The sequence below is a fragment of the Nocardioides sambongensis genome (assembly GCF_006494815.1).
Taxonomy (GTDB): domain Bacteria; phylum Actinomycetota; class Actinomycetes; order Propionibacteriales; family Nocardioidaceae; genus Nocardioides; species Nocardioides sambongensis.
This window is the reverse complement of the sequence record NZ_CP041091.1, coordinates 3,548,937-3,569,059: the sequence shown is the minus strand read 5'-3', so window position 1 is coordinate 3,569,059 and position 20,123 is coordinate 3,548,937. Positions and strand designations below refer to the sequence as shown.

Below are 20,123 nucleotides of genomic sequence, written 5' to 3'. Positions count from 1 at the left end.
GCGTCAACCGGCGAGGTAGCGCACGAACAGACCCGCCTCGTCCTCGACGACCCGCGCGCGGACGCCGTACACCTCCGCGACGAGCTCCGCGGTCAGCACCTCACGGGGTGGTCCGTCGGCGACGACCCGGCCACCGGCCAGCACCAGCAGCCGGTCGCAGAAGGTCGCCGCCAGGTTCAGGTCGTGCAGGGCGGCGACCACGGTGACGGGGGTGCGCCGGACCAGGGCGAGCAGCTCCAGCTGGTGCCGTACGTCGAGGTGGTTGGTGGGCTCGTCGAGCAGCAGCACGCTCGGCTCCTGGGCCAGGGCCCGGGCGATCTGCACCCGCTGCCGCTCCCCACCGGACAGTGTCGAGTAGCGCCGGTCCAGCCGGTCGGCGACGTCGGTGGTCGCCGCCGCCGCGGCGACCGCAGCCCGGTCCACGGCCCGGTCCCCGCTCCACGCCGGCCGGTGCGGGATCCGGCCGAGGTCGATCACCTCCCGCACGGTGGGGTCCTGGTCGGTGCTGACGTCCTGCTCCACCAGCGCCACCCGGCGAGCAAGGTCCCGGCGGGGCAGCCCGGCCAGGTCGGCGCCGTCGAGGACGATGCGTCCGCTGGTGGGTCGCCGCAGGCCGGCGAGCATCCGCAGCAGCGAGGTCTTGCCGGAGCCGTTGGGCCCGAGCAGGCCGACCACGCTGCCGTCCCCGGGGCGCAACGAGACCCGGTCGACGATCGCCGTCGACCCGACCCGCCACCCGGCGTCGCGGGCCTCGAGCGTCATCGGGCCCTCCCCCTCCGGGCCAGCAGCACCACGAACGCCGGCACTCCGATCAGGGCGGTCGCCACCCCCACCGGCAGCTCCTGCGGGTCCAGCACGGTCCGGGCGGCGGTGTCGACCCAGAGCAGGAAGACCGCCCCCATCAGTGCGGCGGTGGGCAGCAGCACCCGGTGCCGGGAGCCGACCAGGGCTCGCGCCGCGTGCGGCAGCACCAGGCCGACGAAGCCGATCGCGCCGGAGGTGCTCACCACCACGGCGGTCATCAGCGCGGTGACCACCAGGAGCAGGAGCCGGGTCCGCGCCACGTCGACCCCGAGCGAGGCCGCCGCGTCCTGGCCGAAGGTGAACGCGTCGAGCGCCGAGGCGCGGACCAGGCAGACCCCGAGGCAGCCGAGGAGCACCAGCCCGACCACCGTCACGTCGGCCCAGGTGGCCGAGGCCAGCGAGCCCAGCAGCCAGAAGAGGACGCTGCGGGTCTGCTCGGCGTCGGCGGCGAGGTAGACGATGAACGAGGTCAGTGCCGAGAAGAGCTGGGTGGCCGCGACCCCGGCGAGCACCACCCGGTCGGTGGTGCCGCCGGCGACGAAGGCGAGCAGCAGCACCAGACCGAAGGCCGCCAGCGACCCGAGGAACGCCCCGCCGGTGAGACCGATCGATCCCGCGCCGAGCCCGAGCACCACGATCGAGACGGCGCCGGTCGACGCGCCCGAGGAGATGCCGAGCACGAACGGGTCGGCCAGCGGGTTGCGCAGCAGGGACTGCAGGATCACTCCGCACACCGCCAGCCCGGCGCCGCAGATCGCCGCCAGCAGGGTGCGGGGCAGGCGCAGGTTCCACACGATGCCGTCCTGGATCCGGGTGAGTCCCGACTCCGCTCCGGTCAGCTTGGACCAGACGACCGCGGCCACGTCCCCGGGTCCCAGGTCGGAGGGACCGATGGTGATCGCCACCGCGATCGAGCAGAGCAGCAAGGCACCGGCGCCGACCCAGAGCACGCCGATCCCGCGCGCGCCGGGCGCGCCGGCACCGGGCCGCCTCCCGGGCCGCCTCCCGGGCCGCCTCCTGGACGACCCCGCGCGCGTTTCGCGGACCACACGGCTGGTCATGGACACCGCCGGCCCCGGGCTCAGCCGGCCAGGCCGAGCTCGCGCAGCTGCGCCGCGACGTTCTCGACGCCGTACACGGTGCGCAGCGACGGGTTCATCTCGGCGCCGGTGACCGTGACGTAGCGGCCGTGGCGGACCGCGTCCATCTCCCGGGTGACCGGGTTGGACTCGAGGAACTCGATCTTGGCGGCCGCGGTCTCGGCGGTCTGGCTCCGGCGGGTGAGGTCGCCGATGACCAGCACGTCGGGGTTGCGCTCCGCGACCGTCTCCCAGTTGACCTGCGGCCACTCGTCGGTCTCGTCGTCGAAGACGTTCTCCAGCCCCAGCTCGTCGGCGATCAGGCCCGGCGCGCCGCAGCACCCGGCCAGGTACGGCGACTCGGCGTTGGCGAACCAGAAGAGCGCGGTGGTGCCGCCGGCATCGGTCTCGCCGGCGGTCGCCAGGCGGTCCGCGAGGTCGGCGACCAGTTCCTCCCCGGCCTCCTCGACGCCGAAGATCTCGGCCAGGTCGGTGATCTCGGCGTAGACCTGCTCGATCTCGAAGGGCTCGTCGCGGGCGCCGTCGGAGGAGACCACCGACTTGCCGACGCAGGCGCTGGGCGCCACGTAGGTGCCGACCCCGAGCTCCTCGAACTGCTCCCGGGTGGCCACCCCACCCTCGGCGAGGGTGCTGGTGAAGGAGGCGGTGACGAGGTCCGGCTCGGCATCCAGGACCGCCTCGAACGAGGGGGCGTTGTCGGCCAGCCGCGGCACGTCCGCGTTCGCCTCCTCCAGCGAGGACAGCACCGGGTCGGTCCAGGTGGCGGTGCCGACCATCCGGTCGGCGAGGCCGAGGGAGAGCAGCACCTCGGTGGAGCCCTGGTTGAGCGAGACCACCCGCTCGGGGCCTGTGCGACGCTCACGGCGTGGTCGCAGTTGTCCAGCTCGACGGTGGAGCCGGCGGCGCTCGACTGCTCGGAGTCGAGTCCGCATCCGGCGGTGATCAGCGCCAGGCAGGTGAGCGGGGTGAGCACGACGGCGATACGACGCATGTCGGTCCTTCGAGGTCGGAGCCCGTTGCGCGAGAGCCCTGGTGACCTCACGGCGGTCGCCGGGAGGGCCAGCAGGTCTTCGGACTCGGGCTCAGCCGCCGCGGAGCGTCTTCCCAGGCCCTCGGGCCCAGTGACATCGTGCTCCGTGCGTCACCCATACCGCTGCGCGTCAGTCCCGGACTCTCACCGGGTTCCCTCTCTCCTGGTGGGGAGAAACTGGCACTCGCACCGTACAGGGCCCGCCCCAGCACGGGCCGGCCGGAGCCAGGGAGGAGCGCCGGGGGCACGGCCGTGCAGAACGGCATGGAGAACGGCGTGGAGAACGGCGTGGAGAACGGCCGGCGACCAGAGGCCGGAGAAATAGCGAGAACCCGAGGCGTCTCGGGTCACCTCGGGTTCTCGGGAAGAATCATGGCACGCCGGGCCAAGCTCTGTCCCGGGAATCGTGGAGATCGGCGGAAAGAATTTCCGGCGCCGCCCGACACCGGTCGACACTAGGCTCCCTCCATGCCGAACCCAGGTCCGTCCCCGGTGGTCCTCGAGAGCGATGTCGTCGTGGTCGGAGCCGGCCTGTCCGGGCTCACCGCCGCCCGTGAGGTGCGCCGCGCCGGGCGGGAGGTGGTCGTCCTGGAGGCGGACGACCGGGTGGGTGGCCGGATCCTCACCGAGGAGTGGGCGCCCGGCGTCCACCTGGAGCTCGGCGCGCAGTGGATCGGGGACACCCACCACCGGATGAGCGCGCTCGCCGCGGAGCTGGGCATCGTGGTGCACGACCAGTTCGAGGAGGGCGACACCAGCTATGAGCTCGGCGGCCGGGTGCTGCGCGGCGACGCCTTCCACCGGGCGCACGGCGAGGACGTCGCCGCGGTCGAGCGGGTGCTCCGCGAGCTCGACGCGATGGCCGCCACCGTGGACGCCGCCGCGCCGTGGGCAGCGCCGCAGGCCGACATCTGGGACCGGATCACCGTCGGCCAGTGGTACGACGCCCAGGGCCTCTCCCCGCTCGCCCGCGAGCTGCTCGAGATCTGCACCGTCGGCATCCTCGCGGTGCCGACCGTCGAGGTCTCCCTGCTCGGCCTGCTGTTCAACGTGGTGACCTGCGGGGTCACCGCCGACCTGCTCAGCGAGTCCGAGGGCGGGGCGCAGACGAAGCGGTTCGTCGGCGGCACCGCCCAGATCCCGCAGCGCCTCGCCGCCGAGCTCGGCCACCGGGTGGTGCTGGACTCGCCGGTGCAGGAGATCACCGTGGCCGGCGAGGCGGTGACCGTGCGGTGCCGCGGCGGCCTGATCGCCCGCGGACGGCAGGTCATCGTGGCTCTCGCGCCCACCCTGGCCGGGCGGATCCTCTACGACCCGCCGCTGCCGGCCGTCCGGGACCAGCTGACCCAGCGGATGCCGCAGGCCTCGGCGCACAAGTCGTTCCTGGTCTACGACGAGCCGTTCTGGCGCGACCAGGGCCTCAACGGCCAGCTCATCTCCGAGGCCGGACCCGCGCGGATGACCAACGACTCGTGCATGGCCGACGGCGGCCCCGGCATCATCCTGGCGTTCCTCGAGGGTGAGAGCGCGCGGGTCGAGGGCCGCTGGCCGGCCGAGCGACGGCACGACGCCCTGCGGGCCGAGATGGCCCGCCACTTCGGCCCGCGCGCCGGCCGCCCAGAGGCGATCGTCGAGGGCTCCTGGGCCGACAAGCCCTGGATCCGCGGCTGCTACAACGCCAACCCGGGGCCGTGCGGCTGGCTGCACTTCGGCTCCGCCCTGGCCACCCCGGTCGGGCCGATCAAGTGGGCCGGCACCGAGACCGCCGTGGCCTGGAGCGGCTACATGGAGGGGGCGATCGACGCCGGCGTGCGGGCCGCCGGCGAGGCCCTCGAGTCGCTGGACGGGCTCGGCTGAGCGGTGTCCGCCGACTTCCTCCGGCTGCTCGCCGACGGCGCCGACCGGGCCGCGCTGGACGCCGCGCTCGGTGACGCCCCGGACCCAGAGGCCCGGGAGCAGCACCAGCTGGCGCTGCGCGTGCACGAGGAGCTGAGCCGCCAGCGCAGCCGGGAGGCGGAGCTGTCGGCGCTCAACCAGACCGCCAGCGACCTGATCGTGATCCGCGACCTGGACACGATCCTCGCCGCCATCGTGCGGCGCGCCCGCCAGCTGTTGCGGGCGGACATGACCTACCTGTCCCTCAACGACGACGAGGCGTCGTACATGAAGGTGACGGACGGGGCGCTGACCCGCGAGTTCGGGGAGCTGCGGTTGCCGCTGGGCACCGGGCTGCTGGGGCTGGTCGCCCAGATCGGTGCGCCGTACTTCACCGCGGACTATCAGGCCGACGCCCGCTTCCTGCACCGCGGCTACATCGACGACGCGGTGGCGGCCGAGCAGATCCGGGCGATCCTCGGCGTGCCGCTGGTGGTGGACGGCCAGGTGATCGGGGCGCTGCTCGCGGTGCACCGCACGGTCCGCCAGTTCCCCGCCTCCGAGGTCGCGCTGCTCACCGCGTTCGCCGCGCACGCAGCGGTGGCGCTGGAGAACGCCCGGCTCTTCGACCGCGTGCGCAGCGCGGTCGCGGCCGCCGACGAGGCCAACGAGCAGCTGCGCCGGCGCTCCGAGGCCACCGAGCAGTCCGGGCAGACCCACGACCAGATGACCGACGCGCTGCTCAACGGCGGCGGCGTCGAGGAGGTGGCGGCCGTCGTGGCGGCGTCGCTCGGCGGGCCGCTCGCCGTCTACGACGAGGACGGGCGCCGCCTGGTCGGCGGCCCCGACGCCCCCGACCCGGACCTGCTCACCGACGACGTGGCGACGGCCCGCGCCTCGGGGCACGCGGTGCGTCGCGCCGACGGCACCTGGTTGGCGGTCGCCGCCGCCGGCGAGCAGCACCTCGGCACGCTGGTGGCCCGGCCGACCACCGAGCTCGACGAGGTACGCCGACGCACCCTGGAGCGCGCCGCGCTGGTGATCGCCCTCGTGCTGCTCTTCCGCCGCACCGAGGCGGAGGCCGACGAGCGGGTGCGCGGGGAGCTGCTCGGCGACCTGCTCGAGGCGCCCCCGAGGACCTGGGGCGGATCACCGAGCGGCTGCGGCTGCACCGGGCCGACCTGAGTGGTCCGGTCGAGGTGGCGGCTGCCTCGACCGACGGGCTGGAGCGCCACCGCGCCGCCCGGATCGCCGGTGCCCTCGCCGCCGAGCACCACGGACTCGGCGGGGTGCACGGCGGGCGGGCGGTGGTGGTGGTGCCGTCCGGGGCCGGGGCCGCACACCAGCTGCGGGACCGGCTGGCTGCGGCGGGCGCCGAGGTGACCGTCGGCTGGACCGGCGCCGACACCGCAGCCGAGGGCTGGGCGGAGGCGTGCCGCTGCGTGGACGCCCTGGTGGCCCTCGGCCGGTCCGGCGAGGTGAGCGACCCGGCAGGCCTGGGGCTGGCGAGGTTGCTGCTCGGCACCAGTGGCCCCGAGGAGCTGGACGACTTCGTCGCGGCCACGATCGGGCCGGTGGTCGACTACGACGCGCGCCGCGGCACCGAGCTGGTCGCGACGATGGAGGCCTGGTTCGGCAACGCCGGTGCGCTGCGGGCGACCGCGGAGGCGCTGCACGTGCACCCCAACACGGTGACCCAGCGCCTGGACCGGATCGGGCGGCTGCTCGACGGGGAGCAGTGGCGCTCGCCGGACCGGGCGCTGGACTTCCAGCTGGCGCTGCGGTTGCGCCGGCTGACGCGTTGAGCCCGCCCGGTGCGGCGGCCCGACGCGCCACCGGATCAGTCGTGCGCGCCGCGCACCACCCGGTCGTGCCGCAACGAGCTGGCCCGGGTCTCCTGGGCGACCAGCACCGAGATGATCGTGATCACCGCCGCGATCGCGACGTAGATCCCGACCGCGGTGGTGTCGGCCTCACTGGTCGAGCCGAGCAGCTTGACCGCGATGATCGGCGCCAGGCCGCCGGCGAAGATCGACGCCAGCTGATAGCCGACCGAGGCGCCGGTGTAGCGCACCGACGTGCCGAACAGCTCGGAGAAGAACGCGGCCTGCGGGGCATACATCAGGGTGTGGAAGAAGAGTCCACCGAGCACGGCGACGAGCAGTGCCGTGGAGCTGCCGTTGTCCAGCAGCGCGAAGAAGACGAACGTCCACACCCCGACGCCGATCGCGCCGACCAGGTAGAGCGGGCGGCGGCCGATCCGGTCGGAGAGGGCCCCACCGTCGGCACCAGGAAGAACTGCACCGCGGCGCCGATCAGCAGCGGCTTGAGGATCTCGCTCTTGTCCTCGTCGAGGTAGGTGGTGATGTAGGTGATCGAGATGACGGTGAAGATGTAGTAGCTGATGTTCTCGGCCATCCGCATGCCCATCGCGACCGCGACCTCCTTGGGGTAGGTGCGGATCACCTCGACCAGCGGCATGTGCGAGGCCTCGGACTTCTGCTCGGCGATCTCGGCCTTCGCCTCCTGGTAGACCGGCGACTCCTCGAGCTGGAGACGGACCCAGAGACCGATCAGCACCAGCACGGCCGACAGCAGGAACGGGATCCGCCAGCCCCACGCCTCGAACGCCTCGTCGCTCTGCACCGCGGCCAGGATCCACAGCACGCCGGTGGCGAGCAGGTTGCCGAGCGGGACGCCGGCCTGCGGCCAGGAGGCCCAGAAGCCGCGCCGGTCCTCGCCCCCGTGCTCGGCGGCCATCAGCACCGCGCCGCCCCACTCGCCGCCCACGGCGAAGCCCTGGAGCAGACGGCACACGAGCAGCAGCACGGGCGCGGCGACGCCGATCGCGGCGTACGTCGGCAGCAGGCCGATCGCGAACGTGGAGGCACCCATCATCAGCAGGGAGACCACCAGCATCTGCTTGCGGCCGACCCGGTCGCCGAAGTGCCCGAAGACGATGCCACCGAGCGGTCGGGCGGCGAACCCGACCGCGTAGGTGCCGAACGCCAGCAGGGTGGCGTTGACCGGGTTGGACTCCGGGAAGAAGAGGGTGCCGAACACCAGTGCGGCGGCCGAGCCGTAGAGGAAGAAGTCGTACCACTCCACGGCGGTGCCGATCAGGCTGGCGAAGACGACCTTGACGATGTTGGTGCGCTCTGCGGCCGGCGCGTCCGCGCTGGTCCCGGCACCCGAGGTCGAGCTGGTCATTGCGTGCTTCCTTCTCTCTAAGCGGCGCTCCAGGCGCCATCCATCAGGTAGGAGCTTCCGGAGATCGAGTCGGTGCCAGGCCCGCACAGCATCCCCACCAGGCCGGCCACCTCCTCCGGTTCGACGAGGCGCTTGACCGCCGTGCGGGCGAGCAGCACCTCCTGCAGGACCCGTTCCTCGGTGATCCCGTGGGTCCGGGCCTGGTCGCTGAGCTGTCCCTCCACCAGCGGCGTGCGCACGTAGCCGGGACAGACGGTGTTGCTGGTGACGCCGTGCTCGGCGCCCTCCAGCGCCAGCACCTTCGATAGGCCCTCGAGCCCGTGCTTGGCGCTGACGTAGGCGGACTTGTACGGCGACGCGCGGTGCCCGTGCGCCGAGGAGACGTGCACCAGCCGCCCCCAACCGTTGGCGTACATGGTGGGGAGGACCGCGCGGGCCAGCAGGAACGGTGCGATCAGCATCAGCCGGTGGATCCGCTCGAAGGCGTCCGGGTCGAACTCCTCGACCGGCGCCACGTGCTGGATGCCGGCGTTGTTGACCAGGATGTCGATGCCGCGCCGGTCGAGCCCGGCACCCCGGATCGCCTCCCGGTCGGTCAGGTCGACGACCATCGGATCGCCCCCGACCTCCTCCGCGGCGGCCCTCACCCCGGCCCGGTCGTGGTCGAGCAGCAGCACCCGGGCACCGTCGGCGGCGAGGCGCTGCGCGACGGCGCGACCGATGCCACTCGCGGCGCCGGTGACCAGGGCGGTGCGCCCGGACAGGTGGGTGGACATGACGTCGAACGTAGGGTGACCGCCGTCACCTGCACTATGTTCCACGCGCACATATTCGAGCTGCATCTATGTGACGTGGGGTCGTGGTTGGTGGCGGGCGCGGCGTGATCGTGCCGGCGTCGGCGGCGGCGCGGACGGGCCGGATGACCTAGGGTGTGTCTCCCGAGTCGGCGCCGTAGCGAGCGGTGTTTCCGGCCGATCTGGCAAGGCGGGGACCGCGACGGCATGCCGGATCGCACGTCGAGCGGCCCCGACACAGCCAGATCGAGTCGGAAGCGCCGCGCAGCAGGCGGGGACTTGGGAGACACGCCCTAGCCTCGCGGCACGCGCGCGGCACACCGTCGCGGCCCGGTCGAGGGGAGCATCCGATGGGTCGGTCCACGTTCTGGCAGCAGGCCGAGCAGCACCTGGTGCGGTACGGCGGCGCCTTCACGCCGCGGGTGATCGACCGGGCCGAGGGCTGCCGCGTCTGGGACGAGGAGGGTCGGGCGATCCTCGACTTCACCTCGGGGCAGATGAGCGCCGTACTGGGCCACGCCCATCCCGACGTGGTGGCGACCGTCTCCGCCTCGGTGGCCCGACTCGACCACCTGTTCTCCGGGATGCTGAGCCGCCCGGTGGTGGACCTGGCGACCCGGCTCGCCGGACTGCTCCCCGCGCCGCTGGAGCGGACCCTGCTGCTCACCACCGGCGCGGAGTCGAACGAGGCCGCGATCAAGATGGCCAAGCTGTTCACCGGACGGTTCGAGGTGGTCTCCTTCGACCAGTCCTGGCACGGGATGACCTCCGGCGCCGCGTCCGCCACCTTCTCGGCAGGCCGGCGGGGCTACGGACCAGCGGTGCCGGGCAACCTGACGCTGCCCACGCCCAACGCCTACCGCTCGCCGTTCCGGCACCCCGACGGGTCCTACGACTGGGAGGCCGAGCTGGACTACGGCTTCCGGATGATCGACCAGCAGTCGGTGGGCAGCCTCGCCGCCTGCCTGGTCGAGCCGATCCTCTCCTCCGGCGGCATCATCGAGCTGCCCGAGGGCTACCTGGCGCGGCTGCGCGAGCACTGCGACCGGCGCGGGATGCTGCTGGTGCTCGACGAGGCGCAGACCGGTGTCGGCCGCACCGGCACGCTGTTCGCCTTCGAGCGGGACGGCGTCGTGCCCGACGTCCTGACTCTCTCCAAGACCCTCGGCGCCGGCCTCCCGGTGGCGGCCGTGGTCACCACCGCGGCCATCGAGGAGACCTGCCACGAGCGCGGCTTCCTCTTCTTCACCACCCACGTCTCCGACCCGCTGGCCGCCTCGGTCGCGCTCACGGTGCTGGACGTCGTCGAGCGCGAGGGCTTGGTCGAACGCGCGGCGAGGCTCGGGGTCGAGCTGACCGCGCGGCTGGACGGGCTGCGCGACCGCTTCGAGGAGGTGGGCGACGTGCGCGGCCGCGGCCTGCTGCAGGGCATCGAGCTGGTCCGCGACAAGGCGACCAAGGCGCCGGCCGACGAGCTGGGACGCGCGGTCACCACTGCCTGCCTGGAGCGCGGCCTCCACCTCAACATCGTGCAGCTGCCCGGCATGGGCGGGATCTTCCGGATCGCCCCACCCCTCACCATCGAGGACGACGACCTGCATCGCGGGATCGACATCCTGGGCGAGGCGATCGAGGCCTGCGTCGCCGCTGGGTGAGTACGGCGACTGCTCGGCGCGTGGGTCGGCGCGGGCCGCTCGGCTGGGTGGGTCGGCCTGGGTGGGTCGGCCTGGGTGGGTCGGCCTGGGTGGGTCGGCCTGGGTGGGTCGGCCTGGGTGGGTCGGCCTGGGTGGGTCGGCGCGTGCTGTTGGTCCGGTCAGTGCCCACGCGGCACGCGAGTCCCAGAGTGGGCCAGGAGCTGCGGACGATCTGTGGAAAACAGGCTCTGAGCTGCAAGAACAGTTCCACAAACCTCTCCGTAGGGCTCGAACTGGTGTTCGAGATCACGTAGAATCGGGGCATCTGCTGCACCTGTCTCGGAAGGTTCTCCCGATGTCGCTGACCGGCACCCGCACCCCGCTGGGCGAGGCGGTCGCGGTGTGCCGAGACGCGTTGGGTGAGGTCGCGGAGCGTCAGCCCGGGTTCCTCACCATGCCCGAACGCGAGGCGCTGTTGACCGGGTTGGTGGCGCTCGAGGCGCAGGTGGTGGAGCTGCGGATGCGGGTCCTGGTCGCGTCGGCCGACATCGCGGACACGCACGGGGCGCGGGATGTCGCCGGGTGGGTGGCGTTGCGGACCGGCACCGACCCCGGCCGGTTGCGTGCGGAGTCGAAGGTCGCCACCTCGATCGACGAGTCCTGGCCGCGGGTGGGGCGGCGATGGCCCGCGGTGCACTGTCCCTGGAGCAGGCGCGGGTGATCACCACCGGCCTGGACGCCCTGCCGGCCCGGATCGACACCAAGGCGCGGCGGCGGGCCGAGGCCGACCTCGTCGCTCTCGGCACCGGCGACCGGCCCGGGATACCCGAGGGTGGGTTCGGTCCGAAAGAGCTACGTCGCCTCGCGGACCGGATCCTCGACGTCGTCGCCCCCGAGATCGCCGAAGAGGAAGACGCCAAACGCCTCGCCGCATTGGAAGCCGCCGCGCACGCCAAGACCAGCCTGCGGATCCGGTCCCTGGGCGACGGGCTGACCCGGATCACCGCCCTGGTCCCCGACCCCATCGCTGGCCGGTTGGCGACCTACCTCGACGCCTACACCTCACCCCGCCACCACGCCTCCGACCAGGACGCAAGAACGGGCGCCAACCCAGACGCCGAACGACTGCCACAGCACCACGCCCGCGGCCTCGCGTTCGGAGCACTCCTGGAGCACCTCGACCCCGCGAACCTGCCCGACCACGGTGGCGACACCACCACCGTGATCGTCACCATCGACCACACCCAGCTCACCCGCGACCTCGCCACGGCCGGACTCCTCGACCCCAGCCACGACACCAACGGCGAGCAGCGGATCAGCGCCGCCCACGCCCGCCGGCTGGCCTGCACCGCCAAGATCCTCCCCGCCGTCCTCGGCGGCAAGTCCGAAGTCCTCGACCTCGGACGCGCCCGCCGGCTGTTCACCACAGCCCAACGCACCGCACTACGACTCCGGGACAAGACCTGCCGCGCCGAAGGCTGCACCATCCCAGCCCGCTGGTGCGAAGCCCACCACCTGGACCCCTGGTCGAAAGGCGGCCGCACCGACCTCACCGACGGCCTACTCCTCTGCTCCTTCCACCACCACCGCGAACACGACCCCACCTACGCCACCACCCGACTGGCCAACGGCGACCGCAGATACCACCGACGGAGATAGGACCGGTCGGGTCACGCCCGGTGCGACGGGACGGCCTCCTCCGCACCCGTCCGACCCCGACTGATCGCGAAGCCGAAGGCGGTCGCCAGGACGTACATCAAGATCGAGTAGACCGCGCTCGGGATGGCGACCTCGGTGCTGTCGAGCACGCTCAGCGCGATGGTGAGCGCGATGGTCGTGTTGTGGATGCCGATCTCCATCGAGCTCGCGACGGCCTGCGCCTGGCTGAGCCGGAGCAGCCGCGCCACGCCGTACCCGAGGGAGAGGCTGATCAGGCAGAAGAGGCCGGTGACGAGGCCGACCTGCTCCAGGTACTCCCCGATGTTGTCGCGCTCGCCGAGCAGAGCACCGATCGCGACGGCGGCGAGGACGATGATCGAGAAGATCCGGACCGGCTTGTCCGCGCGGTGGGCGAACTCGGCCGAGCGGCTGCGCACCACCATGCCGATCGCGACCGGCACCAGCACGATCGCCACGACCTGGATCACCTTGGTGAACTGCAGGCCGAGCTCCCCGTCGGCGTCGAAGTGGCTGATCGCGAAGTTGGTGATCAGCGGGATGCTGACCGCTGCGAGCACCGAGTTGATCGCGGTGAGGGTGACGTTGAGGGCGACGTCCCCGCGGAAGAGGTGGCTGAACAGGTTCGCGGTGGTCCCGCCGGGCGAGGCGGCGAGCAGCATCACGCCGACCGCGAGCAGCGGGTCCAGGTCGAAGGCGGTCACCAGGCCGAACGCGATCACCGGCAGCACCAGGATCTGCAGCACCAGTGCGATCGCGACCGCCTTCGGGCTGCGGGCGACCCGGGCGAAGTCCGACGGCGTCAGCGAGAGGCCGAGGCCGAACATGATGATGGCCAGGGCGATCGGCAGGCCGACGGTGATCAAGGCGGAGTCGTTCATCGCGGCTCTCCTCGGGACTGGTTGTGAGGGTGGTCACAGTAGTCAGTCCGGTGCCGACTCCGGGCGACAACCCGCTACTCGGCGGCCCCGCGGCGATCCGCGATCACCGGGCTGGACCACCCACCCGGCTCAGCTCCGCGTCGCGAGTCGCTCCCGGCGACGCCCGCCGAACCGGGCCAGCAGCGGGAAGAGGAGCAACGTCACCGCACCGGCGGCGACCAGGGTGGCAGCCACGTCCTCGGGCATCAGGTCCCGCTCCCGCGCGAGCTCGGTCACCGCGACGATGATGGGCAGACCGGCCGCCGAGTAGAGCGCCAGCTGGTAGCGCTCGGCCCGGGTGGTCAGGCCGGACCCGGTCACGCCGAACCGTTCACGCAGCCACACCACGCCGCCGCGCACCAGGATGATCATCGCCACGAAGGTGACCACCAACCCGGGCCGCTCCATCACCGCGTCGATGTCGATGCTCATCCCGGAGGTGACGAAGAAGACCGGCACCGGCAGGCTCCAGGCCACGATCTGGACGCGCTCCTCGAGGAAGTGTGCGTCGGCCGGCTGCAGTTCGCGCAGGATGAACCCGGCCGCGAACGCCCCGAGCACCACGTCGAGCTCGAAGACCGCGGCGGCCGCCATCAGCGTGAGCAGCAGCAGGAAGATCACCCGCATCCCGGTCTGGCCGGTGCCGTGCATGCCGTCCATCAGGGCCACGCGAAGACCCGGGACCCGCAGCACCAGCGCACGCGGTACGACGGTGACCGCGATCGCGATGATCACGAACAGGATCAGCAGCGCGAGGGTGCTCAGTGTGCTGCGCGACCCGAGCAGCACCGCCATCACCAGGATCGGGCCGAGCTCGCCCATCGCGCCGTGGGTGAGCACGGCGCGACCGAGCGCGGTGCCGCCCAGCCCCCGGTCCTGCAGGATCGGCAGGATCGCGCCGAGCGCGGTCGACGTGATCGCGATCGCCAGCACCAGCGCCACCTGGAAGTCGGCGTCGGGGATGAACGCCCACGCCAACGCGAAGCCCAGCACCAGGCAGAGCAGCCAGGTCACCGCGGCGTGCCGCCCCTGCTGCGAGCGCAGCGTGGCCGGGTCGATCTCGGAGCCCGCCATCAGGAAGAGCAGGCCGAGCCCGAGCTCCCGGATCAGCTCCACCCCGTCGCCGGTGGACGCCAGGTCCAGGCCGCTGGCGCCGATCGCACAGCCGAGCACCAGCAGCACCACCACGTCGGGCACCAGCCCCCGCGCCAGCCTCACCACCAGGGGCGACACGGCCACCACGCACGCGATCCAGAACAGGGAGACGATCGCCGTGGTGAGCTCGTCGGCCGACGACGAGGAGGAGGCCGCAGTCGCGACGTGCGTGATCACCCGCGGATTCTCCCACTGCGGGCGCACGTCCGGTGCCGATCGTCACCGCTGCTGGCGCACGTCCTCTCCCGAGCGCGATCCGATCATCGCCGTCCCTTGCCAACCACGGCGGACCGGAGTGGAGTGGGTGCATGACCGAAGGCATCGACCCGTCCGCCGCTCCTTCCGGCGCCGGCTGCGTGGAGTGCGAGGAGTCCGCGGGCTGGTGGGTGCACCTGCGCCGCTGCGCCCAGTGCGGCCACGTCGGCTGCTGCGACTCCAGCCCGTCCCAGCACGCGACCGCCCACTTCCGCACCAGCGGCCACCCGGTGGTGCAGAGCTTCGAGCCGGGCGAGGACTGGTTCTGGGACTACCGGAAGGAGTCGGGCGTGCGGGGCCCGACGCTCGCCGACCCGCAGGCCCACCCCGCGGAGCAGAGCGCGCCGGGGCCGGCGGATCGGCTCCCGGCCGACTGGCGCGACCACCTCCACCCCTGACCCGGTCGCCGGCGCCGGGCTCCGCCTGGATTCAGCCGTCCAGTCCGGACAGGTACGCGTGCACCAGCGGCACGACCGCGGCACCCTCGCCCGCGGCGGAGGCGACCCGTTTCATCGACCCCGCGCGGATGTCGCCGACCGCGAAGATGCCGGGGACGTTGGTGGCGAGTGACTCCGGCGGAATGCCACCGGACCACTTGTACTGCGGCAGGTCCCGCCCGGTCACCACGAAGCCGTCGTCGGCCAGGCACAGGCTGCCGGTCAGCCAGCCGGTGCACGGGTCGGCGCCGAGCAGCAGCATCAGGGCGCCGCAGTCGACCTGCTCGTGCTCGCCGGTGTCGCAGTGGCGCAGAGTGACCTCCTCCAACCGACCCTCGCCCCGACCGTCGACCACCTCCGTCCGGGCGCGCACCGAGATCCGCTTGGTGCCGTGCACCTCGCGGACCAGGTAGTCCGACATCGTGGCGGTGAGGTCCTCGCGACGGATCACGATGGTGACGTGGTCGGCGTACCGGGCCAGGTGCAGGGCGGCCTGACCGGCGGAGTTGCCGCCTCCGACCACGTAGACCGGCCGGCCCCGGGTCTCGTGGGCGACGCTGGTCGCGGCGCCGTAGTGGACTCCCTGCCCGACCCGCTCCTCGATCGCCTCGACCGCGAGCCGGCGATACTGCGCGCCGGTGGCCACCACCACGGACCGTGCGCTCAGCCGGGTGCCGTCGGTCAGCTCGACGACGTGCGGCGCACCGCTCTCGGCGGGCGCCAGGTGGGCCGCGGGCGTCCCGACGAAGAAGCGCGCGCCGAAGCGGGTCGCCTGGCTGCGCGCGCGTTGGGCGAGCCGCATCCCGGAGATGCCGCGCGGGAACCCCAGATAGTTGCGGATCATCGAGCTGGTGCCGGCCTGCCCGCCGACCGCCTCGGACTCCAGCACCACCGTGGACAGGCCCTCCGAGGCGCCGTAGACCGCGGCCGCCAGCCCGGCCGGACCGGCGCCGACCACGAGCAGGTCGGCCACGTGGTCGGTGCCGAGGTCGCTGACCCGGCCGAACATCAGCGCCCCGAGGTCGGCCAGCGTCGGCGCCTGCAGCAGGTCGCCGGTGAACGCCTTCACCAACGGGTACGTCGGCTCCGGCCCGGCCATCTCGTGCAGGTGCTCGCTGACCTCGGACTCCAGCGGGTAGCGGCGATACGGCATCCCCATCCGCTGCAGGAAGTCGGTGAGCCGCAGCAGGTCCGGGGTGTCGGCGTTGCTGACGATCTGGACGCCGTCGACGGTGACCGCCTGGGCGCTCCAGAGCCAGTCGCTGAGCACCTCGCTCATCGCCGCGTGGAACTCCTCGTCGCGGATCCCGAGCGGGACCGACAGCATCGCGTCGATCCGGCCCTCGGCCAGCGCGGCGCGGACCCGGTCCACCTGCTCGCCGCGCCACAGGCCGGTGATCATCGCGACCCGCCGCGCCGTCGGCACCAGCCGGTGCACCTTGGCCAGGAAGTCGAGGGCGTCGTCGTCGGCCAGGTCGGGGTCGACGCCGATCACCGCGACGTCACCGCCGTACTCGACGATGTCGGCCATCCCGGTCATCGCGCTCGCCGCCGTGCCGAAGGAACGGACCGCGTACTCGGCGGCGTAGCGCCTGCCGACCGCTTCCACGAGGGGGCCGATCCGGTCCGGCCCGGCGACCAGGATGATCGCGGTCTCCTGCCGGGAGAGCTCGTTGGGCCTCATGCCGACCTCCTGCCGACGCGCGGAGGGCGGGCGCGCTCCACGCGTCGGAGCCTACGGCGCGCACGCAACGGCCGGCGCCCGAATCCGCTTGACGGCGACCGCCGCACGGCGACCCAATGGAGGCGTGCCGCCCCGGACCGTCGTGCTCGTGGAGGGGCGCAGCGACCGGACGGCGCTGCACGCCCTCGCCACCCGCCTCGGCCGCGACCTGCGCGCCGAGGGCGTCGAGGTGCTGCCGATGGGCGGGGTGACCAACACCCGCACCTTCGCCACCCACTACGGCCCGCCGGGGTTGGGTCTGCGCCTCGCCGGGCTCTACGACGAACCCGACCAGGAGCACGTACGACGCGGGCTCGCCGCCGCCGGGCTGAGCCTGGAGTCGGTCGACTTCTTCGCCTGCCACGTCGACCTGGAGGACGAGCTGGTCCGCGCGGTCGGAGTGGCAGGCACGCACGCGGTGATCGCCGACCAGGGCGAGACCCGTTCCTACCAGCGCCTGGCCCGGATGCCGGCCCAGCGGGACTGGCCCGAGGACGCCGTGCTGCGCCGGTTCTTCACCTCCCAGAGCGGCCGGAAGGAGCGGTACGCCGCGGCGATGGTCGATGCCCTCGACCTCGACCGGGCGCCCTCACCCCTGCGTCGGCTGCTCGCCGCGGTGTGAGGGGGCGAGCGCGGCGCCGAGGCGACGCACGTGGGTCCGCACTTGGCGTCGTACCTCGTCGGCCGGGAGCGCGTCGGGCATGGTGGCGGACTGCAGGGTGAGCCCGTCGACCCAGGTGTGCAGGTCGCTCGCCTGCGCCTCGAGCCGGGCGCCGAGCGGCGTGGACGGCGCCGCGCCCTCCCGGCCGGCCAGCTCCAGGACGACGCCACGACAGATGCGTCGGGTCCCGTCCCACCCGGCGCGGCGCACCTCGTCGAAGGCGGGGTCGACGTGCGACCGGATCAGCGCGGCGAGCCAGACCCGCACCTCGCCGGTGCGTCGCTCGTCGAGCGGCAGCAGCTGCTCCAGCACCCGACGGCAGCGCGCCGGTCCGGGCCGGTGCGCCGCCCGGATCGCCTGGAGCCGCCCCACCACCCCGTCGATCATCTCGGTGACGGCGAAGAGCATCAGCTCGTCCTGGCTGGAGAAGTAGTGCCGGACCGCACCGAGCGACCACCCGCCCTCGGCGGCGACGGTGCGGGCGCTGGCGGCGGCCATCCCGTCCCGGGCGATCACCCGCCACACCGCCTCGGCGATCTCGCGTCGGCGCTCGTCGTGGTCCACCACCTTCGGCACCGGATCATTTTCACACACTCGTGCTATAAACGGTGGCACACCGCGTTTTCACACAGTCGTACTACCAAAGAGGACCATGACGATCGCCGCACTGCTCGGGCTCATCGGCCTGGCGCTCGTCGACAGCACCAGCGTCGGCACCCTGGTGCTGCCGCTGCTGATGCTCACCCATCCGCGGATGCGGGCATCGAGGGTGGTCGTCTACCTGGCGACGATCAGCGCGTTCTACCTGGCGCTCGGGCTCGCGCTGCTCGCCGGCGCCGACCTGCTCGGCGAGCTCGGCGAGCAGGTCGAGGAGAGTCGCACCGTCGACGTCGTCCAGCTGGTGGTCGGCGTCGGCCTGCTGGTCGGCAGCTTCTGGCCGGACACGCCGTGGGCCAAGCGGGCGGCCGAGCGCCGCGCCGCGGACGCCACCCCCGGACGCGCCCGACGCTGGGTCGACACCGTGGCGGCAGCGGACTCCCGCTGGTCGACGGTGGTCGGCGTCGCGCTCGCCGCCGGGCTGATCGAGGCCGCGAGCATGCTCCCCTACCTGGGGGCCGTCGCCCTGATCAGCACGAGCGGCCTCCCGCCCGCGGGCCAGGTCGCAACGCTGGCCGGCTACGTGGCGGTGATGTCGCTGCCCGCCCTGATCCTGCTCGTGGCCCGGATGGCGCTGCACCGGCAGGTGTCGCCGACGCTCGAACGGCTCTCCGACTGGCTCGCACGGCGCACCACCGGCGCGATCTGGTGGGCCATCGGCATCATCGGGTTCCTGGTCGCCACCGACGCGGCGAGGCGGCTGTTCGGCTGACCCCCGCGTCCGGTCAGCCGCAGGGGGCGGGAGCGGGGGCGACGTCCGGCACGCGGTCCTGGACGAGCGCGTGACGCCGCTCGCGCCGGCGACGCACCCGACGACCCACCCAGAGCCCCACCCCGGCCAGCGCCAGCACGCCGAGCACCGGCAGCGACCACCGCGCGACCAGGGCGAGCGCGCCGCCGGCGCCCACCCAGACCGCCGCCCACGCGGCGCACCCGACGAACGACGCCGGGGCGAACCTGCGCCACGGCATCCGACCCGTGCCGGCGACCGCGGGGACCAGGGTCCGCACCACCGGCAGCACCCGGCTCAGCACGATCGCCAGCGCGCCGTACCGGGCGATCAGGGCGACGCCGCGCTGCCAGTGCCCACGGCCGAGCCGCTCCACCAGCCGGCTCCCCTCCAGCCTCCCGCCGAGGCTGCGGCCGAGCCAGTAGTTGACCTGGTCCCCGGCCAGCGCGCCGAGCAGCACCAGCAGCCACATCCACGGCAGCTGACCGGAGCCGGCGGCCGCGGCCAGGGCGGCCACGGTGACCTCGCCGGGAAGCACGAAGCCGACCCCGAGCATCGCCTCGGCGAAGGAGGCGAGTCCGGCCAGCAGCGCCCCAGGCAGGTCAGGCACGTGCCGCGTCCGCCCGCGGCGCCTCGGTCCGCAGCGGGACGACCCGCCGGGCCACCAGCCACACCCCGAGCACGATGGCGTCGCCGACCAGGATGTCGAGGATCCAGTGGTTCCCCGTGCCCACCACCACCAGGGCGGTCAGCGCCGCGTGCGTCCAGCCCAGGACCCGGACAACGGTGCCGGCGGCGCAGGCGCCGAGCACCAGGGCGCACCACAGGGCCCACCCGGCGTGCATCGACGGCATCGCCGCGAGCTCGTTGGTCAGGTGCGCCAGTCCTGCGGGGCGGAGGCGTGGTCGGACCACCAGCCGACGTCGGCGGTCTGTGCGAGCAGGTCCTGGTAGCCGCCGAAGAGCCGCGGGGGCGCGGTGGGCAGCAGCAGGAAGCCGGCGAGCGCCACCAGGCTCGCGACGGCCAGCGCCGTGCGCGCCACCGGGTAGAAGGAGTGCCGGCGGAACCACAACCACCCCAGCACCACCGCGGTCACCAGGTAGTGGGCCACCGCGTAGTAGAAGCTGGCGGCGACCTCCAGCCACCGGTGCGCGTGGAAGTAGTCGTTGACCAGGTGCTCCCGGGCGATGCCGAGCGGACGCTCCAGGTCGAGCAGGAACTCCGCGTGCAGCACCGCGCGCATGAAGTCGTCCGAGGCCACCATCCGGACCGCGGAGTAGCCGAGGTAGAGGGCGAGCAGCAGTCCCAGCTCGCGGAGCCCCACCCGCAGACGGCGCCGCGGCGAGCGGGACGGCGTGGTGGCCACGACCGGGCGGTCGGGGGTGCCAGCGTCGCCATCGAGCCCCCTCCCCGACACGTAAACGCATGTTGACTTCGCAAGGCTAGCCACGCGTCCGGGCA

19 protein-coding genes, 1 pseudogene and 1 riboswitch are annotated in these 20,123 nt (G+C 73.1%); of the genes and pseudogenes, 8 read left to right on the top strand and 12 right to left on the bottom strand.

What is annotated here, in order from left to right; translation table 11 throughout:
• Positions 1–3: 3 nt before the first annotated feature.
• The 3 genes from FIV43_RS16715 to FIV43_RS16705 form a co-directional block, all read right to left on the bottom strand.
• Positions 4–762, bottom strand: a complete 759-nt coding sequence (locus FIV43_RS16715) for an ABC transporter ATP-binding protein (RefSeq protein WP_141015039.1) — start codon at positions 760–762, stop codon at positions 4–6.
• Entirely contained in the window at positions 759–1,754 is a 996-nt protein-coding gene (locus FIV43_RS16710) for a FecCD family ABC transporter permease (RefSeq protein WP_231123470.1), read from the bottom strand. Before FIV43_RS16710 ends, FIV43_RS16715 begins: the two co-directional genes overlap by 4 nt.
• A gap of 131 nt (positions 1,755–1,885) precedes the next feature.
• Entirely contained in the window at positions 1,886–2,740 is an 855-nt protein-coding gene (locus tag FIV43_RS16705; RefSeq protein ID WP_231123469.1) for an ABC transporter substrate-binding protein, read from the bottom strand.
• A gap of 208 nt (positions 2,741–2,948) precedes the next feature.
• A riboswitch (cobalamin riboswitch) is annotated at positions 2,949–3,131 on the bottom strand.
• Between the two features lie 271 nt (positions 3,132–3,402).
• Between FIV43_RS16705 and FIV43_RS16700 the strand changes: the two genes are divergently transcribed.
• From FIV43_RS16700 to FIV43_RS16690, 3 genes are read left to right on the top strand one after another with little or no spacing between them, the layout of a single operon-like run.
• On the top strand, positions 3,403–4,791 hold the full coding sequence (locus FIV43_RS16700; RefSeq protein ID WP_141015037.1) for a flavin monoamine oxidase family protein: 1,389 nt from the start codon (positions 3,403–3,405) through the stop codon (positions 4,789–4,791).
• Positions 4,792–4,794: 3 nt separating this feature from the next.
• Positions 4,795–5,994 carry a GAF domain-containing protein gene (locus tag FIV43_RS16695; RefSeq protein WP_141015036.1) on the top strand — a complete coding sequence of 400 codons (1,200 nt, stop codon included), beginning with the start codon at positions 4,795–4,797 and terminating at the stop codon, positions 5,992–5,994.
• Positions 5,995–6,008: 14 nt separating this feature from the next.
• Positions 6,009–6,614 carry a PucR family transcriptional regulator gene (locus FIV43_RS16690; protein ID WP_141015035.1) on the top strand — a complete coding sequence of 202 codons (606 nt, stop codon included), beginning with the start codon at positions 6,009–6,011 and terminating at the stop codon, positions 6,612–6,614.
• A gap of 35 nt (positions 6,615–6,649) precedes the next feature.
• On the opposite strand, the gene FIV43_RS23290 is transcribed toward FIV43_RS16690, so the two are convergent.
• The 3 genes from FIV43_RS23290 to FIV43_RS16680 are packed head-to-tail and all read right to left on the bottom strand — an operon-like array spanning position 6,650 to position 8,795.
• Positions 6,650–7,024, bottom strand: a complete 375-nt coding sequence (locus FIV43_RS23290) for an MFS transporter (RefSeq protein ID WP_269204031.1) — start codon at positions 7,022–7,024, stop codon at positions 6,650–6,652.
• The gene (locus tag FIV43_RS16685; RefSeq protein ID WP_269204030.1) at positions 6,931–8,019 is read right to left on the bottom strand and encodes an MFS transporter; all 1,089 of its coding nucleotides are present in this window, start codon (positions 8,017–8,019) and stop codon (positions 6,931–6,933) included. Before FIV43_RS16685 ends, FIV43_RS23290 begins: the two co-directional genes overlap by 94 nt.
• Before the next feature lie 17 nt (positions 8,020–8,036).
• Entirely contained in the window at positions 8,037–8,795 is a 759-nt protein-coding gene (locus tag FIV43_RS16680) for a 3-hydroxybutyrate dehydrogenase (RefSeq protein WP_141015034.1), read from the bottom strand.
• A 368-nt stretch (positions 8,796–9,163) separates the two neighbouring features.
• Here FIV43_RS16680 and FIV43_RS16675 point away from each other — a divergent pair, with 368 nt between their 5' ends.
• Entirely contained in the window at positions 9,164–10,468 is a 1,305-nt protein-coding gene (locus tag FIV43_RS16675) for an aspartate aminotransferase family protein (protein WP_141015033.1), read from the top strand.
• 561 nt (positions 10,469–11,029) lie between these two features.
• Positions 11,030–12,106, top strand: a complete 1,077-nt coding sequence (locus FIV43_RS16670) for an HNH endonuclease signature motif containing protein (protein ID WP_141015032.1) — start codon at positions 11,030–11,032, stop codon at positions 12,104–12,106.
• An 11-nt stretch (positions 12,107–12,117) separates the two neighbouring features.
• Here FIV43_RS16670 and FIV43_RS16665 read toward each other — a convergent pair whose 3' ends face one another.
• Together FIV43_RS16665 and FIV43_RS16660 are read right to left on the bottom strand one after the other, a co-directional pair.
• The gene (locus FIV43_RS16665) at positions 12,118–13,005 is read right to left on the bottom strand and encodes a bile acid:sodium symporter family protein (protein WP_141015031.1); all 888 of its coding nucleotides are present in this window, start codon (positions 13,003–13,005) and stop codon (positions 12,118–12,120) included.
• A gap of 129 nt (positions 13,006–13,134) precedes the next feature.
• Positions 13,135–14,376, bottom strand: a complete 1,242-nt coding sequence (locus tag FIV43_RS16660) for a cation:proton antiporter (RefSeq protein WP_231123468.1) — start codon at positions 14,374–14,376, stop codon at positions 13,135–13,137.
• A 131-nt stretch (positions 14,377–14,507) separates the two neighbouring features.
• Here FIV43_RS16660 and FIV43_RS16655 point away from each other — a divergent pair, with 131 nt between their 5' ends.
• On the top strand, positions 14,508–14,852 hold the full coding sequence (locus FIV43_RS16655) for a UBP-type zinc finger domain-containing protein (protein ID WP_141015030.1): 345 nt from the start codon (positions 14,508–14,510) through the stop codon (positions 14,850–14,852).
• 31 nt (positions 14,853–14,883) lie between these two features.
• Here FIV43_RS16655 and FIV43_RS16650 read toward each other — a convergent pair whose 3' ends face one another.
• Positions 14,884–16,575, bottom strand: a complete 1,692-nt coding sequence (locus FIV43_RS16650) for an NAD(P)/FAD-dependent oxidoreductase (RefSeq protein WP_141015029.1) — start codon at positions 16,573–16,575, stop codon at positions 14,884–14,886.
• Positions 16,576–16,699: 124 nt separating this feature from the next.
• On the opposite strand from FIV43_RS16650, the gene FIV43_RS16645 reads away from it, so the two are divergent.
• Positions 16,700–17,236, top strand: coding sequence for a TOPRIM nucleotidyl transferase/hydrolase domain-containing protein (locus FIV43_RS16645; RefSeq protein ID WP_141015028.1), 537 nt, complete (start codon positions 16,700–16,702; stop codon positions 17,234–17,236).
• Here FIV43_RS16645 and FIV43_RS16640 read toward each other — a convergent pair.
• Entirely contained in the window at positions 17,204–17,851 is a 648-nt protein-coding gene (locus tag FIV43_RS16640) for a TetR/AcrR family transcriptional regulator (RefSeq protein ID WP_141015027.1), read from the bottom strand. The two genes, FIV43_RS16645 and FIV43_RS16640, sit on opposite strands and share 33 nt — an antisense overlap.
• Positions 17,852–17,927: 76 nt before the next feature.
• Here FIV43_RS16640 and FIV43_RS16635 point away from each other — a divergent pair, with 76 nt between their 5' ends.
• Positions 17,928–18,644, top strand: a complete 717-nt coding sequence (locus FIV43_RS16635; protein ID WP_141015026.1) for a GAP family protein — start codon at positions 17,928–17,930, stop codon at positions 18,642–18,644.
• Between the two features lie 13 nt (positions 18,645–18,657).
• Here FIV43_RS16635 and FIV43_RS16630 read toward each other — a convergent pair whose 3' ends face one another.
• Positions 18,658–19,272, bottom strand: a complete 615-nt coding sequence (locus tag FIV43_RS16630) for a DedA family protein (protein ID WP_141015025.1) — start codon at positions 19,270–19,272, stop codon at positions 18,658–18,660.
• Positions 19,265–19,905 (bottom strand): annotated as a pseudogene (locus FIV43_RS23575) (phosphatase PAP2 family protein). The gene FIV43_RS16630 and the pseudogene FIV43_RS23575 overlap by 8 nt, the downstream one beginning before the upstream one ends.
• Positions 19,906–20,123: the final 218 nt, after the last annotated feature.